Source organism: Pseudoduganella flava (genome assembly GCF_007830495.1).
Classification (GTDB): Bacteria; Pseudomonadota; Gammaproteobacteria; order Burkholderiales; family Burkholderiaceae_D; genus Rugamonas; species Rugamonas flava.
Map to the genome: position 1 here is coordinate 25,418 of NZ_VLKW01000001.1, position 15,457 is coordinate 40,874.

Consider the following 15,457-nt stretch of genomic DNA (forward strand, 5'->3'; position numbering starts at 1 on the left):
CGCGGGCACGGCACGCAGCCGATACTTGCGGATGACAACGACAAAAAAAAGGACGCCGGCGGCGTCCTTTCTTCAGGCACGGGCCGATCAGCCGGCCAGCTTCTGCTTCAGCAGTTCCGTCAGCTGCGCCGGATTGGCCTTGCCCTTCGATGCCTTCATCGCTTGGCCGATCAGCGCGTTGATCGCCGCTTCCTTGCCGGCGCGGTACTGCTCGACGGACTTGGCGTTGTTGGCGATGACTTCGTCGACGATCGCCACCAGGGCGCCGGCGTCGGATACCTGGCCCAGGTCCTTGTCCTTGATGATCTGGTCGACGAGCGCCTCGTCATCCGCATTGGCTTCCCACAGCGCCTGGAACACTTCCTTGGCGGCCTTGTTCGAGATCGTGCCGTCGGCGATCCGCTTCAACATCAGCGCCAGCTGCGCCGGCTTGACGGGGGCGTCGGCGATGTCGACGTCGTTGCGGTTCAGCGTGGACGAAACGTCGCCCATCAGCCAGTTCGCCGCCGCCTTGGCGTTTTCCTGGCCGGCTTTCGCCACCACGGCTTCGAAGTAGGTCGCCATCGCCTTCGACGCGGTCAGCACCAGCGAGTCGTACTCGGGCAACTTGTACTGATTGACGAAGCGCTCGCGCATCACGGCCGGCAGTTCCGGCATCGCGGCCTTCACGCGCTCGATCCAGTCCGGCGAGATCGCCAGCGGCGGCAGGTCCGGGTCCGGGAAGTAGCGATAATCCTGCGCGTCTTCCTTGCTGCGCATCTCGCGCGTTTCCTTCTTGTCCGGATCGTACAGGCGCGTCGCCTGCACGACCTTGCCGCCGTCCTCGATCAGTTCGATCTGGCGGCGCACTTCGACGTTGACGGCTTCCTCGATGAAGCGGAACGAGTTCAGGTTCTTGATCTCGCAACGCGTGCCGAATTCCTTCTGGCCCTTCGGCCGCACGGACACGTTGACGTCGCAGCGGAACGAGCCTTCCTGCATATTGCCGTCGCAGACGCCCAGCCACACGACGAGGCCATGCAGCGCCTTCGCATATGCCACGGCTTCCTGCGCCGAGCGGATCTCCGGTTCCGACACGATCTCGAGCAGCGGCGTGCCGGCGCGATTCAGGTCGATGCCGGACATGCCGTGGTAATCCTCGTGCAGCGATTTACCGGCATCCTCTTCCAGGTGAGCGCGCGTCAGGTTGACGGTCTTCGTGACGAACTTGCCGTCCTTCTCGTAGCCGAACGTCAGCGAGCCGCCCTGCACGACCGGGTCGTCCATCTGGCTGATCTGGTAGCCCTTCGGCAGGTCAGGATAGAAGTAGTTCTTGCGCGCGAAGATGGATTGCGGCGCGATCTTCGCGCCCACCGCGAGGCCGAAGCGGATCGCCCGGTCCACGGCCTGCTTGTTCATCACGGGCAGCACGCCCGGCAGGGCCAGGTCGATCGCGCTGGCCTGCGTGTTCGGTTCCGCGCCGAACGCCGTCGGCGAGCCGCTGAAGATTTTCGAATCGGTCGTGAGCTGCACGTGGTTTTCGAGACCGATGACGACTTCCCATTCCATAGTTGTTCTTCCTTGTGATCTCTCAGATGCCGGCGGGTGCGCGCTTGTGCCAGTCGGTCGCTTGCTGGTACTGGTGGGCGACGTTCAGCAGCTTCGCCTCGGCGAAGTAATTGCCGATGATTTGCAGGCCCACCGGACGGTTCGCGTTCTTGTCGCCCTGGCCGAAGCCGACCGGGATCGACATGCCGGGCAGGCCGGCCAGGCTGGTGGACAGCGTGAAGATGTCGGCCAGGTAGTTGGCCACCGGATCGTCCGCCTTCGAACCCAGGTCCCAGGCGACGGTCGGTGCGACCGGGCCCATGATCACGTCGCAGACGGCATCGGGACCGGACAGCACCTTCGCGAAATCGTCGGCGATCAGGCGGCGGATCTTCTGCGCCTTGACGTAGTAAGCGTCGTAATAGCCGTGGCACAGCACGTAGGTGCCGACCATGATGCGGCGCTTCACTTCCGGGCCGAAGCCTTGCGCGCGCGTCTTCTTGTACATGTCCTGCAGGTCCTTGTAGCCCTCGGCGCGGAAGCCGTAGCGCACGCCGTCGAAGCGCGACAGGTTCGACGAGGCTTCCGCCGGCGCGATCATGTAATACGCCGGGATCGACAGCGCCGTATTCGGCAGCGAGATGTCGACCAGCGTGGCGCCCAGCTTGACGAACTGATCGAGCGCGGCGCGCACGGCCTGCTCGACGTCGGTGGCCAGGCCGGCGCCGAAGTATTCCTTCGGCACGCCGATGCGCAGGCCGGTGAGCGGCTCGTTCAGGTTGCGGCTGAAGTCCTCGTGGACGCCGCCCTGTTCCGGCGTCAGGCTCGTCGAGTCGCGCTCGTCGAAGCCGGCCATGGCGGACAGCAGCAGGGCGCAATCCTCGGCCGTCTGCGCCATCGGGCCGCCCTGGTCGAGCGACGACGCGAACGCGATCATGCCGAAGCGCGACACGCGGCCATAGGTCGGCTTGATGCCGGTGATGCCGCAGAACGAGGCCGGCTGGCGGATCGAGCCGCCCGTGTCGGTGCCGGTCACGGCCGGCGCCAGGCGCGCGGCGACAGCCGCTGCCGAACCGCCGGACGAGCCGCCCGGTACTGCCGCCGTGTCCCACGGGTTTTTCACGGCGCCGAACGCGGAATTCTCGTTGGACGAGCCCATCGCGAATTCGTCGCAGTTCAGTTTGCCCAGGTGGACCATGCCGGCCGCATGCAACTTCTCGACGACGGTGGCGTCGAACGGGCTGACGTAGTCGGCCAGCATTTTCGAGCCGGCCGTCGAGCGCCAGCCGCGCGTGACGAAAATATCCTTGTGCGCGATCGGCACACCCGTCAGCGGGTGGGCATTGCCGGCGGCGATGCGGGCGTCCGCATCGGCGGCCTGGGCCAGCGTCAATGCGCGGTCCACGTGCAGGAAGGCGTTCAGGTCCGAGGCTTCGATGCGGTCGAGGTAGTGCGTCGCCAGTTCGGTGGCGGAAATCTCTTTCGACTGCAGCAGCGCGGACAGTTCTTTGAGGGTCTTCGTATGGATCATGGTCTTGTTCGGAGTCGGCGCGGTTATCGGTCGATAGGCGTCAGTCGATCACTTTCGGCACCAGGTACAGGCCGTCTTCGGTTTTCGGCGCCACCTGCTGATAATCATCGCGGCGGTTTGGTTCTAGCGGTACGTCTTCGCGCAGGCGCAGCGCCACCTGCATATGGGCCGCCAGCGGATGGGCCAGCGGAGCGACGCCTTCGGTATCGACGGCCTGCATCTGCTCGGCCAGCGCGAAAATACCGTTCAGCTTTTCCAGCATCGCCGCGGACTGCTGCTCGTCCATTTCCAATTGGGCCAGATTGGCGATGCGTTTTACGTCGGTGAGTGTCAGGGACATGATCGGGGGCGCGGAGTGTTTAATTATTGAATCGTCAAGACTTTTGTAACATCGGCTATCTCGGCGTTAAAGCACCGGCAACCCCGTGCAAAAACATGGTTGTAGGGCCGCACATTTCGCGTGATCCGAGGTAAATAGCCTGTGAATTATAAGGTAGAATGGCGGGTTGATGCGTTGACGGCGCCTTGGGGCTTGCCGCCGCCTATGACGAACCGTGGTACGGCACGCCGTGTACCGGTTTATTTGACAACTGCCCACGCGCGGGCATAGCGCTACAGGATACTCATGTTTGGTTTTTTACGCAGGTACATCTCGTCCGATCTGGCCATTGACCTCGGCACGGCAAATACCCTTATTTATGTACGTGGTTCGGGCATCGTGCTCGACGAGCCTTCGGTGGTGGCGATCCGTCAGGAAGGCGGCCCGAACGGCAAAAAGACCATCCAGGCAGTAGGCAAGGAAGCGAAACAGATGCTGGGTAAAGTACCCGGCAACATCGAGGCGATCCGCCCGATGAAGGATGGCGTGATCGCCGACTTCACCGTCACCGAGCAGATGCTCAAGCAGTTCATCCGCATGGTGCACGATTCGAAATTCTTCCGCCCGTCGCCGCGCATCATCATCTGCGTGCCGTGCGGTTCCACGCAGGTGGAACGCCGCGCGATCCGCGAATCGGCGCTGGGCGCCGGCGCCTCGCAGGTGTACCTGATCGAAGAACCGATGGCCGCGGCGATCGGCGCCGGCCTGCCGGTCTCCGACGCGACCGGTTCGATGGTCGTCGACATCGGCGGCGGCACCACCGAAGTGGGCATCATCTCGCTGGGCGGCATGGTCTACAAAGGCTCCGTACGCGTGGGTGGCGACAAGTTCGATGAGGCGATCGTCAACTACATCCGCCGTAACTACGGCATGCTGATCGGCGAACAGACGGCCGAGGCGATCAAGAAGGCGATCGGTTCCGCGTTCCCGGGCTCCGAAGTGAAGGAAATGGAAGTCAAGGGCCGCAACCTGTCCGAAGGCATTCCGCGTTCGTTCACGATCTCGTCGAACGAGATCCTGGAAGCGCTGACTGACCCGCTGAACAACATCGTTTCCGCCGTCAAGAACGCGCTCGAACAGACCCCGCCGGAACTGGGCGCGGACATCGCGGAAAAAGGCATGATGCTGACGGGCGGCGGTGCGCTGCTGCGCGACCTGGATCGCCTGCTGATGGAAGAAACCGGCCTGCCGGTCCTAGTGGCGGAAGATCCGCTGACCTGCGTGGTGCGTGGCTCGGGCATGGCGCTGGAGCGCATGGACCAGCTGGGTTCCATCTTCTCTTACGAGTAAAAGCGTTCGCAACGAAGAAGCGCCGCCGGCCATTCGAGCAGCGGCGCTTCCGCCCGACCAGGATTTATGGAATACAGTCCGCCGCCACTCTTCAAGCAAGGGGCGTCCGCCCGCGCCAAGATGATGATCTGCGCGTGCATTTCGATTGCGTTGCTGCTGGCCGACTCGCGCGTGGGCGCGCTGGCGGTCGTGCGCCAGGCCGTCGGCACCGCGCTGTATCCGCTGCAGGTCGTGGCGATGCTCCCGCGCGATGCGCTGGTCGGCATGGGCAGTTATTTTTCCACGCTGTCGGCGCTCGAGAAGCAGGTGCGCGACCTGAAGACGCAGCAGATCGCCACGGCGCAGACGCTGCAGCAGGCCCAGCTCACGCAGGTCGAGAACGCGCAGCTGCGCCGCCTGCTGGAAGCGCGTGAGAAAGTGCCGGCCAAGACGATGCTGGCCGAGATCCTGTACGACGCGCGCGACGTCTTCACCCGCAAGGTCATCCTGAACCGCGGCACCCAGCAGGGTGTGCGTCCCGGCTTGCCGGTGATCGACAACCAGGGCGTCGTCGGCCAGGTGACGCGCGTGTTCCCATTTACTTCCGAAGTGACGCTGCTGACCGACAAGGAGCAGGCCATTCCCGTGCAGGTGCTGCGCAACGGCTTGCGCAGCGTGGCTTATGGCCGCGGCCAGTCCGGCAACCTCGACCTGCGCTTCATGGCGCCGAACGCGGACGTCGTCGTCGGCGACATCCTGATCACGTCCGGCATCGACGGCATCTATCCGGCCGGCCTCGCGGTGGCCCGCGTCACGCAAGTCGAGAACAGCGCGAACGGCATGTTCGGCCGCGTCGTGTGCCAGCCGCTGGCGGGCATCGAGCGGCATACCCAGCTGCTGATCCTGATGTCGCTGCCGGAGATGCCGCCGCGCCCTCCGGAAGAGGAAGTGACGAAACCGGTCAAGAAGAAAAAGGACAAGGACGCTGCCGCCGCAGGCACCGCCGCCGCACCGGCCGGCTCCGCCGCTTCGCCCACCACGGCAGCCCCCGCGGCGGTTGCACCGGCGGTTGCCGGCGCAACGGCACCGGCAACCGCCACCGCTGCACCGGGCCTGCGTCCGACGGCGCCTGCGCCCGCCGCACCTGCCACCCCGGCACCCGCGCCGGCGGCGCCGAAGGAAACCCGATGAACCGTCCCCAGTACATCCTGCTGCCCGTCAGCCCGATCTTCATCGCGATCAGCCTGTTCGCGGCGTTCCTGCTGAACCTGTTGCCGTGGGGGCGCTTCGTCGCCGCGCCGGACTTCGTCGCGCTGGTGCTCGTGTTCTGGGGCGTGCACCAGCCGCGCAAGGTCGGCATCGGCACCGCGTTCTTCCTGGGCCTGTTGATGGACGTGCACGACGCCACGCTGCTGGGCGAGAACGCGCTGGCGTATACGTTGCTGTCCTATTGCGCGATCATGATGCACCGGCGCGTGCTGTGGTTCCGCCTGTCCGTGCAGGCGATGCACGTGCTGCCGCTGCTGTTGCTGGCGCAGGCCGTGCAGCTGCTGGTGCGCTTCATCGTGTCCGGCAAGTTCCCCGGCTGGCTGTACTTCACCGAGAGCTTCATCTCGGCGCTGCTGTGGCCCGTCGTGACGATAATCCTGCTGGCGCCGCAGCGCCGCGCCGTCGACAAAGACCATACCCGCCCGATCTGACGGGGAATCGATGACTGAGCTGAAGAACAACGAACGCGAGTTGTATCTGTTCCGGGTGCGGCTGTCCGTGCTTGGCGTGCTCGTGTTCATCTGCTTCGGTCTGCTGCTGGCCCGCTTCGTCTGGCTGCAGGTGGTCAAGCACAACGATTACATGGCGCAGGCGGAGGACAACCGCATCGCCGTCGTGCCGGTGCAGCCGAACCGCGGCCTGATCCTCGACCGCAACGGCGTCGTCCTGGCGCGCAACTACTCGGCCTATACGCTCGAGATCACGCCATCGAAGCTGCGCATTCCATTGGAAGAGATGATCGACCAGCTGGCCACCGTGGTCGAGGTGACGCCGAAGGACCGGCGCCGCTTCAAGAAGCTGATGGAAGAGTCGAAGAACTTCGCCAGCGTGCCGCTGCGTACCCGCCTGTCCGACGAGGAGGTGGCACGCTTCACGGCGAACCGCTACCGCTTCCCCGGCGTCGAGGTGCAGGCCCGCCTGTTCCGCAATTACCCGCTGGGCGAGACGGCCTCGCACGTGATCGGCTACATCGGCCGCATCAACGCGAGCGAGGCGAAAGCGATCGAGCAGCACGAGGATGCCGCGAACTACAACGGTACCGACTACATCGGCAAGGAAGGCCTGGAGAAGAGCTACGAGAAGCACCTGCACGGCATTACCGGCTACGAGGAAGTGGAAGTGTCGGCCGGCGGCCGGGCGATCCGCACGCTGTCGCGCACGCCGCCGACGTCCGGCAGCAACCTGATCCTGTCGATCGACATCGAGCTGCAGAAGATCGCCGAGGAAGCGTTCGGCGAATATCGCGGCGCGCTGGTGGCGATCGAACCGTCCACCGGCGACGTGCTGGCCTATGTGTCGCGCCCCGGCTACGACCCGAACCTGTTCGTCGACGGCATCGACGCGCAGAGCTGGAACGAATTGAACACGTCGCTGGACCGGCCGATGGTGAACCGGCCGCTGTCCGGCACCTATGCACCGGGTTCCACGTTCAAGCCGTTCATGGCGCTGGCCGCGCTGGAGCTGGGCAAGCGCACGCCGGGCCAGGCGATCTCGGACCCGGGCTATATGTACCTCGGCAATCACAAGTTCCGCGACGATAAGCCGGGCGGCCACGGCATGGTGGACATGCGCAAGTCGATCGTCGTCTCGTGCAACACGTACTACTACCAGCTGGGCCGCGACATGGGCATCGACGCGATCCACGACTTCATGAAGCCGTTCGGCTTCGGCCAGAAGACCGGCATCGACCTGGAGAGCGAAAAGACGGGCGTGCTGCCGTCGCCCGAATGGAAGCGGGCCCGCTACAAGAAGAACCCGGCGGCCGGCAAGTGGGTTGGCGGCGACACGATCTCGGTATCGAACGGCTCCGGCTACAACTCGTACACGCCGCTGCAGATCGCCCACGCGGTGGCGAACCTGGCCAACAACGGCATCGTGATGAAACCCCACCTCGTGAAGATCATCGAGGACGGCTCGACCAAGGCGCGCACGCTGACAGTGCCGAAGGAAAGCTACCGCATCCCGCTGAAGCAGCAGAACATCGACTTCATCAAGGACGCGATGGTGGGCGTGACGACCGAGCCGGGCGCCACCGCCTACAATGCGTTCCTGAATGCCGGCTACACGGTGGGCGGCAAGACCGGTACCGCGCAGGTCGTCGGCATCAGGGCCAACGAGAAGTACAACGCCAACACGCTGGCCGAGCGGCTGCGCGACAACGCGCTGTTCACCGCGTTCGCGCCGGCGGACAAGCCGAAGATCGTGCTGGCGATGGTGGTCGAGAACGCGGGCTTCGGCGGCCAGGTCGCCGCGCCGATCGCCCGCAAGGTGCTCGACTACTGGATCCTCGGCAAGCGGCCGACGGAAAAGAACACGACCCCGGTGCCGAAGGAGGATGCCGAGGTGCTGGCGCCCGTCGAAGGCCCGGCGGCCGAGGAAGAGGCGGCGCTGGCGCTCGAACAGCGCGCCGCGCAGCAGGCCGACGAACCCTCGGCGGCAACCGGCGCACCGGCCGGTTCTCAGGCAGGTTCTCAGGTCAGTACGCAGGCCCCGGCACGCAAGCCGGGCGTCCCGGCGGCACCCGCGGCCCAGGCGGCTCCTGGCCTGATGCCGGAGCGGCCCAAGGTCAAGCCGGCACCTGCACCAACGCGCGGCCCCGCGCCAGTGCCGCCGCGGCCCACGCAACCCCCGGCCGCGCTGCCGCCGGCGCAGAGACAGTGAGTGAACAATGACGAGGATTAACGAACGACGATCGCTGTGGCGGCGGCTGCGTCCGTATGTGGCGGTGTTCGACCCGCCGCTGCTGACGGTGCTGGTATTGCTGCTGACGACAAGCCTGGTCACGCTGTACTCGGCCAGCATCGGTATTCCGGGCAAGATCGAGGACCAGCTGCGCAATATCGCGATGTCGTTCTTCGTGATGTGGGTGGCGGCCAACATCTCCCCGCAGAACATGATGCGGATCGCCGTGCCTGCCTACGTGGTGACGATGCTGCTGCTGGTCGCCGTGGCGCTGGTCGGCACGATCAAGCTGGGCGCGCGGCGCTGGCTGCACATCGGCGTCATCGACATCCAGCCTTCCGAGCTGGCCAAACTGGCCGTGCCGCTGATGCTGGCGTGGTTCTTCCAGCACCAGCAGGGCCATCTGCGCTGGCATTCGTATGCGTTGGGCGCGTTGCTGTTGCTGTTGCCGGTGGGACTGATCGCGCGGCAGCCGGACCTGGGTACGGCGCTGCTCGTGGTGGCCGCGGGCTTTTGCGTGATTTACCTGGCAGGCCTGCCGTGGAAGGCGATTGCCGCGTTGATCGTCGCAGGCGCGTGCATGATGCCGATCGCCTGGTCGATGATGCACGACTACCAGCGCGAGCGCGTGATGACGCTGATCGACCCGACGTCCGACCCGCTGGGCAAGGGCTTCCACATCATTCAGTCGACGATCGCCGTGGGTTCCGGCGGCATCACGGGCAAGGGCTGGACCAAGGGTACCCAGGCGCACCTGGAATTCATCCCGGAGCGCACGACCGACTTCATCTTCGCCGTGTATTCCGAGGAGTTCGGCCTGGCCGGCAACCTGTTCCTGATGCTGCTGTACCTGCTGCTGATCGGCCGCGGCCTGATGATCTGCGCGAACGCGCCGAACTTCTTCACCCGCCTGCTGGCGGGCGCCACGACGATGATCTTCTTCACCTATGCCTTCGTCAACATGGGCATGGTGAGCGGCATCCTGCCGGTCGTCGGCGTGCCGCTGCCGTTCATGAGCTATGGCGGCACCGCGCTGCTGACGCTGGGGATTGCGTCCGGCATCCTGATGAGCGTGCAGCGCCACCGTAAGCTGGTGCAGACCTGATGGCGGGGCCGACGATCGCACAGCGTCTCGGACGCGTTCCCACCTGCGCATTGCTTGCCGCGCTGTTGGCGCTGGCCGGCTGCAGCGGTCCCGACATCATCAGCCACTTGCCGGGCGCGCCGAAGGTCAAGCCGAAGCACCGCGAGCCAGGCGTGCCCGACCTGCCGCCGGCCGGCTCGGGCCGGGGCGGCTACTACAAGGACGACGGCCCCGGCGACGACCCGCCGCCGAACCTGATGCAGGTGCCGGATGCCGAGGTACGCAACGACCCGCCGATCGCGCGCGCCAACCGCCCGTACACGGTGCTCGGCACGACCTACGAACCGATCGCGAACGACAAGCCGTACACGCAGCGCGGCATGGGCACGTGGTATGGCAAGAAGTTCCACGGCCAGCGCACGTCGTCCGGCGAACTGTACGACATGTACAAGATGACGGCGGCGCACCCGGTGCTGCCGATCCCGTCGTATGCGCGGGTGACGAACCTGTCGAACGGGAAGTCGGTGGTGGTGCGCGTGAACGACCGCGGGCCGTTCCATTCGTCGCGCGTGATCGACGTGTCGTACACGGCGGCGCTGAAACTGGGCTTGCTGGCGAACGGCAGCAGCCAGCTGGAAGTCACCCGCATCATGCCGGACGAGATCGAGCGCATGGCCGCCGCGCGCAAGGCCGGCGTCGTGATCGCAGCCGTCGAAGGCGTGCCCGTCTCCGCGCTGCAGCCGGGCGCACCGCTTCTGGCATCGGCCGGCCCTGACGAGCTGGAAAGCTTCATCCTGACGCGCGCCACCGCACCGGACGCGCAGGCCCCGTCCGCAGGCGGCTATTACCTGCAGCTGGGCGCGTACTCGAAAGAGACCAGCGCGGCCGCGATGCGCGACCGCCTCGCCGGCGCCACGCGCGGCAGCGACTTCGAAGTGGTGCAGGCGGGCTCCCTGTACCGCCTGTACGGCGGCCCGTTCGGCTCCCGCGAAGAAGCGGCCGCCGCCGCCGCCCGCCTGCCGACAGCCCTGCGCCTGAAGCCGCTGATCGTCCAGCGCGAAATCAACTAATTTCCAAATTCGAGGGACTGTCCCTCGAATTTGGAAATATTTCCTGAATCGAGGGACAGTCCCTGTCGCCCATCCGCCGCTTTTTGTGGCCACGGCGCCACGGTTTGCTTATCGAAGGCTTGTGAAGCAAAGGCTTCGGCGCCGCAAGACGAAAGGGGACTGTCCCTCGAATTTGGAAATATTTCCTGAATCGAGGGACAGTCCCCATCGGAAGTGCAACGGTTTTTGTGGTGTTTTCGCTACGCTGATTGGCGCGCTATTGGCACTTGCGGAGTTCTTTGCCGTCGAGCTTGGCGACGAGCGCTTCGATGCGGCTGCGGGTCTCGCTGCCGATGTCGCGGAACTGGAAGACGATCTGCTTCGATGGCGCGTAGCGCGGCGTGATGCGGGCGCCGGTGACGCCTTGCTTCACGAGCGCCGCCAGCTGCGCCTGCGCGGCCGCTTCCTGCTTGAACACGCCCAGCGAGATGGCCAGGCGCAGCGGTTGGTTGTCCGGGATGACGTACAGGTTCTCGATGCCTTTCGCGCGCAGTTCGGCGGCCTTGCGGTTGGCCGCTTCCCGGCTCGCCAGCGGCGGGATGTTGACGATGTAGCTCGACACTTCCTGCCCCGGCACGTTGCGGCGCGACTGGCGGTCGCCCAGCTCCAGCGCCTCGAGCTGCGTTTCGAAGCGTCGCGCGTCGGCCAGCACGAAGTTGCCGACCTCCAGGCACGCGACCGTCACCGCTTCATCCTTCGGCGCGGGCGGCGGGGGCGCGGCGGCTGCCGCTGCGGCGGTGGCCTGTGCGGCCGGAATCACCTTCAGGTACTGCGCGTTCAGCTGCTTGTTCAGCCGCGCGGGTTCGCGCTCGCCATCCGCGAGATTGCCGACATACCCCTGGCCGACGGCAAATACGACGGCATTCGCGGCCAGCAGCAGGAAGAAGGAAAATTTCAGCATAACCCGTCCATCCGGTCCGCCCGCAGCGCCGCGTGCAGGCCGATCATCACGATATTGTCCACGTGCCGCGCCGGCACGGCGAGGGCCGGCATCACCCAGGCGGCGGCGCCGCCGGAAATGATACATGCGGCGCCGGCGTGCGCGGCAAGCGCCCGTTCAATCGCGCCGGCCTGCGCCGACAGGCAGCCGGACAGGATCGCGTCATCGGTATTGTCCGCGAACACGGGCGGCACTGCGGCGCCGGGTGCGATCTGCGGCAGCTGCGCCGTGTTGCGCGCCAGCGAGCCGGCCATCAGCGCGAGGCCCGGCAGGATCATGCCGCCGATGAAGACACCATCCGCCGTCACCGCATCCACCGTCGTCGCGGTGCCGCAATTGGCAACGACGACCGCGCTCCCAGGCACCAGCGCTCGCGCGCCGATCGCCGCAGCGAAACGGTCGCAGCCCAGTTGTGTCGGCTGACGATAGCCGTTGACCAGGCCCGCCCGCGCGGGCACGGAAGCGAACCATTCGACCACTGCGGCTGGTGCCCACTCCGCCAGCAGCACGGCCAGCGCATCCTGCACACCGGCACCGGCCACGTTCGCCACCAGCACCCGTTGCGGCTCGCCGCCGGCCTGGCGCCATTGCGCCGCCAGCGCCGGCAGGTCCGCATGCGGCACGGCGCCTTGCGCCAGCCATTGTCCCGGCGCCGCGGCCGCATCGGCCAGCGCCCACTTGACGCGGGTATTGCCCGCGTCGATCAGCAGCCAGCGCATCGATGCCCCACTCATGCAAGCCTCAACGACACATCGCCGGACAGCACGGCCACGCGGCCCTGCGGCGTATCGAGCAGCAGGCGGCCATGCTCGTCGACGCCGGCCGCGCGGCCTTGCTGCACCACGTTGCCGTTGTCGAGGATGTTGACCTGCTCGCCGCGCCATGCCTGCAGCGCGTTCCAGCGCTCACAGAACGGTGCGAAGCCCGTGTCGTCGAACTCGGCCAGCACGGCGGCAAGGCGGGTCAGCAGCCGGGCCACGAGTTCGTTGCGGTCCATCCGCGCCAGCCACGGCGCCGCCGCGACCTGGCGGCCGATGGCGGCCTCGAGTTCGTCCGGCATGATGAGGTTCAAACCGCAGCCGACCACGGCCCAGATCGTGCCGTCCGCCGCGGCATGCGTCTCGACGAGAATGCCGGCCAGCTTCGCGCCGTCCTTCATCAGGTCGTTCGGCCACTTCAGCTGCACCGGCACCCCGAGTGCGGAAACCGTCTCGGCCAACGCGACGCCGACCGCCAGCGGCAGTCCCGCGAGACGATGCAACGGACCGCGCAACGGCCACGCCAGCGAGAACGTCAGCGCGGCGCCCGGCGCGGACAGCCAGCTGCGGCCGGCGCGGCCGCGGCCCGCCGTCTGCCGTTCGGCGATGCGGAACACGGCGCCGCGCAACGTGCCGGCGGCGGCGCGCGCCAGCAGGTCGGCGTTCGTCGATCCCGTCTCGGCGACGGCTTCGATGGTCACGTGGGCGGCGCCGGCGGCGCAGCGCGCGTGGATCGCGGCGGCATCGGGCGCGGTGGTCGGTTCAGTCATGGTGCGTGCTTCCTGGCCTTGCGCGGCGCGCGGGCAAAGGCGAGATCATACAGCGCGTCCGGCAGCATCCGCAGCAGCTTCGCGACGACGCCCATCTGCCACGGGATCACGCGGTAGCGCGCGCCGCGCGCGATCGTGCGCACGGCCCGTTCGGCGAACGCCTCGGGTGTCATCAGGAACGGCATGTGGTACTTGTTATGGCGCGTCATCGGCGTGTCGATATAGCCCGGCGCGATCGTCACGACGCGAATGCCGTGCCGGCGCATCTCCAGCCGCAGCGATTCGCAATACGTGACGACGGCCGCCTTCGATGCGCTGTAGCCGCCACCGCCGGGCAGGCCGCGCACGCCGGCCACGCTGGCGATGCCCACCAGCGTGCCGGAACCCTGCTCGCGCATCGCATCGATGAACGGTGCGAACGTGGCGACGGTCGCCGTGACGTTGGTGGCGATGATCGATTCGAACACGGGCAGGTCTTCCGGCCGCTCGGTCAGCGTGCCGTGCGAGATGCCGGCGCTGGCAATGACGATGTCGATGCCGCCGGCGCGGGCGATGAAGTCCTGTGCGGCATCGGCCAGCGCGGCATGGTCGCACACGTCGCCGGCGTAGATGTGGGTGGGGCAGGGCAGGGCGGCGGCCAGCTCGCCCAGCGCGTCAGCCCGGCGGGCGAACAGGCCGAGTGTCGCGCCTTCGCTTGCGTAGCGGGCCGCGAGCGCGGCGCCGATGCCGCTGGAAGCGCCCGTGATGAAGACGCGCGGCCCCGCGGGCATTACTTCTTCTCGGCCTTGGCCTTGGCGACCAGGTAGTCGAGCACCTGCGTGGTGGCCTGTTGCTGTTTCGCTTCCGTGTCCAGGTCCTTGTTGGCCTGGCCCGTCAGGCTGGGCGAAGCCTGCCAGCGGCCGTCGACGACGATCAGCGGCCAGTACTCGATCTTGTAGGCATCCATCATCGCGCCGGCGCGGCGCACCTTGCCGGCCACGCCGAACGAACGGTAGGTATCGATGAATTTCTGCTTGTCGATACCGTTCTTCGCCACCCAGTCGAACACCGCCTCGTCACGCGTGAAGTCCTGGCGTTCCTCGTGCAGCGCGTGCAGCACCTTGCCCTGGAACTGGTCCGCGAGGCCCATCGATTCGAGCGTGTAGTACAGCTTCTGCTGCGGCGCCATGCGCTCGTTGTACGGCACGTGCACGCGCTTGAAGACGATGTTGTCGCCCTGTTTCTTCACCCAGGCGGTCAGCAGCGGGTCGAACGTATTGCAGTGCGGGCACCAGTAAGCGAAGAACTCGATCACTTCCACCTTCTTGCCGGAGTCGGTCGGCTGCGGCGTCGGCAAGGCCTGGTACTCGGCGCCTTCCTTCGGCGCGGCGGGCGATGCCACGGCAGCGGCGGTGAAGGCCAGCGTGGCGCAGGCGGCAAACAGGATCTTCTTCAGCATGTGTATCGTCTCTCCATCATTTCTGGTTGCGGACAACGGCCACGTCGACGCCGTTTTCGGACAGCTTGCTGCGCACCTTGTTCATCGCCTCGACCTGCGTGAACGGTCCCACGCGCACGCGATGCAGCACGCCGGAATCGGTGCTGCGATCGGACACGCTGGCCTCGAAGCCCAGCAGCGCCAGCTTGGCGCGCACGGCTTCGGCGTCGGACGTCTCGCGGTAGGCGCCGGCCTGCAGATAATAAACCCACTTGTCTTCGCCGGCAGCCGATGGGGCCGGGGCGGCCGCCTGGGCCGGCGGCGCGGCCGTGTTCAGCGGCGCGGGCGGCGTGGCTTTCGGTTCCGGCTGGCCCTGGATGCGGTCGACCACGGCCTGCAGCGGATCCGGGGCCGGGGCGGCGGGTGCGGGCGCCGGACGGGCCGGTGCCGGCGCGGCGCCCGTCGAATCGCGTTCGAATTCGCGGTTCGCGCTGCGCACCGCCTCGCGGTTGCCGTACATCGGCTTGTTCGGATCGGCGATCTGGCCCGACGATTCGGCTGGCTTCGCGGTGCGCGCCGCCCGTTCGGTGAACGGGGATTGCCCCTTCGTGATCATCAGCGCCACGATCACCGCGATCACGAGGCCGATGACGAGGCCGATGATGATGCCTACCAGTGTGCTGCCCTGTTGTCGCAACGAGGAACGGAAAGCCATTGTGCGT

The 15,457-nt window shown here is 66.6% G+C and carries 15 protein-coding genes; 6 read left to right on the forward strand and 9 right to left on the reverse strand.

The genetic code is table 11. The features are described from left to right. Positions 1-87: 87 nt before the first annotated feature. Genes gatB through gatC form a run of 3 tightly spaced genes read right to left on the reverse strand, consistent with a single transcriptional unit; the run spans position 88 to position 3,398 of the window. Positions 88-1,548 (reverse strand): Asp-tRNA(Asn)/Glu-tRNA(Gln) amidotransferase subunit GatB, encoded by a 1,461-nt coding sequence (gatB, locus tag IP92_RS00140; RefSeq protein ID WP_145872513.1) that lies wholly within the window; start codon positions 1,546-1,548, stop codon positions 88-90. A gap of 22 nt (positions 1,549-1,570) precedes the next feature. Next, complete coding sequence (gene gatA, locus IP92_RS00145; protein ID WP_145873245.1) at positions 1,571-3,055, reverse strand: Asp-tRNA(Asn)/Glu-tRNA(Gln) amidotransferase subunit GatA; 1,485 nt, start codon at positions 3,053-3,055, stop codon at positions 1,571-1,573. A gap of 43 nt (positions 3,056-3,098) precedes the next feature. Next, positions 3,099-3,398 (reverse strand): Asp-tRNA(Asn)/Glu-tRNA(Gln) amidotransferase subunit GatC, encoded by a 300-nt coding sequence (gene gatC, locus IP92_RS00150; protein ID WP_145872514.1) that lies wholly within the window; start codon positions 3,396-3,398, stop codon positions 3,099-3,101. Between the two features lie 285 nt (positions 3,399-3,683). Between gatC and IP92_RS00155 the strand changes: the two genes are divergently transcribed. The 6 genes from IP92_RS00155 (at position 3,684) to IP92_RS00180 (ending at position 10,811) form a co-directional block, all read left to right on the forward strand. Then, positions 3,684-4,727, forward strand: coding sequence for a rod shape-determining protein (locus IP92_RS00155; RefSeq protein ID WP_050409489.1), 1,044 nt, complete (start codon positions 3,684-3,686; stop codon positions 4,725-4,727). Positions 4,728-4,793: 66 nt separating this feature from the next. Beyond that, positions 4,794-5,897: a rod shape-determining protein MreC gene (mreC, locus tag IP92_RS00160; RefSeq protein ID WP_145872515.1), complete on the forward strand. Its 1,104-nt coding sequence runs from the start codon at positions 4,794-4,796 to the stop codon at positions 5,895-5,897. After that, on the forward strand, positions 5,894-6,406 hold the full coding sequence (gene mreD, locus IP92_RS00165) for a rod shape-determining protein MreD (protein WP_145872516.1): 513 nt from the start codon (positions 5,894-5,896) through the stop codon (positions 6,404-6,406). The genes mreC and mreD overlap by 4 nt, the downstream gene beginning before the upstream one ends. 10 nt (positions 6,407-6,416) lie before the next feature. Beyond that, positions 6,417-8,636 (forward strand): penicillin-binding protein 2, encoded by a 2,220-nt coding sequence (gene mrdA / locus IP92_RS00170; RefSeq protein WP_145872517.1) that lies wholly within the window; start codon positions 6,417-6,419, stop codon positions 8,634-8,636. Between the two features lie 7 nt (positions 8,637-8,643). Continuing rightward, positions 8,644-9,762 carry a rod shape-determining protein RodA gene (rodA, locus tag IP92_RS00175; RefSeq protein ID WP_145872518.1) on the forward strand — a complete coding sequence of 373 codons (1,119 nt, stop codon included), beginning with the start codon at positions 8,644-8,646 and terminating at the stop codon, positions 9,760-9,762. Beyond that, positions 9,762-10,811: a septal ring lytic transglycosylase RlpA family protein gene (locus IP92_RS00180; RefSeq protein ID WP_145872519.1), complete on the forward strand. Its 1,050-nt coding sequence runs from the start codon at positions 9,762-9,764 to the stop codon at positions 10,809-10,811. Before rodA ends, IP92_RS00180 begins: the two co-directional genes overlap by 1 nt. A 256-nt stretch (positions 10,812-11,067) precedes the next feature. On the opposite strand, the gene IP92_RS00185 is transcribed toward IP92_RS00180, so the two are convergent. From IP92_RS00185 to IP92_RS00210, 6 genes are read right to left on the reverse strand one after another with little or no spacing between them, the layout of a single operon-like run. Next, a complete protein-coding gene (locus IP92_RS00185; protein ID WP_145872520.1) occupies positions 11,068-11,751 on the reverse strand; it encodes an SPOR domain-containing protein in 684 nt (227 codons plus the stop codon). After that, complete coding sequence (locus tag IP92_RS00190; protein ID WP_229418549.1) at positions 11,745-12,524, reverse strand: type III pantothenate kinase; 780 nt, start codon at positions 12,522-12,524, stop codon at positions 11,745-11,747. Before IP92_RS00190 ends, IP92_RS00185 begins: the two co-directional genes overlap by 7 nt. Continuing rightward, positions 12,521-13,318, reverse strand: coding sequence for a biotin--[acetyl-CoA-carboxylase] ligase (locus IP92_RS00195; RefSeq protein ID WP_145872521.1), 798 nt, complete (start codon positions 13,316-13,318; stop codon positions 12,521-12,523). Before IP92_RS00195 ends, IP92_RS00190 begins: the two co-directional genes overlap by 4 nt. After that, positions 13,315-14,088, reverse strand: coding sequence for an SDR family oxidoreductase (locus IP92_RS00200; RefSeq protein ID WP_145872522.1), 774 nt, complete (start codon positions 14,086-14,088; stop codon positions 13,315-13,317). Before IP92_RS00200 ends, IP92_RS00195 begins: the two co-directional genes overlap by 4 nt. Further along, complete coding sequence (locus IP92_RS00205; protein WP_307724828.1) at positions 14,088-14,756, reverse strand: thiol:disulfide interchange protein DsbA/DsbL; 669 nt, start codon at positions 14,754-14,756, stop codon at positions 14,088-14,090. Before IP92_RS00205 ends, IP92_RS00200 begins: the two co-directional genes overlap by 1 nt. Before the next feature lie 16 nt (positions 14,757-14,772). Next, the gene (locus IP92_RS00210; RefSeq protein ID WP_145872523.1) at positions 14,773-15,450 is read right to left on the reverse strand and encodes an SPOR domain-containing protein; all 678 of its coding nucleotides are present in this window, start codon (positions 15,448-15,450) and stop codon (positions 14,773-14,775) included. Between the last annotated feature and the right edge of the window lie 7 nt (positions 15,451-15,457).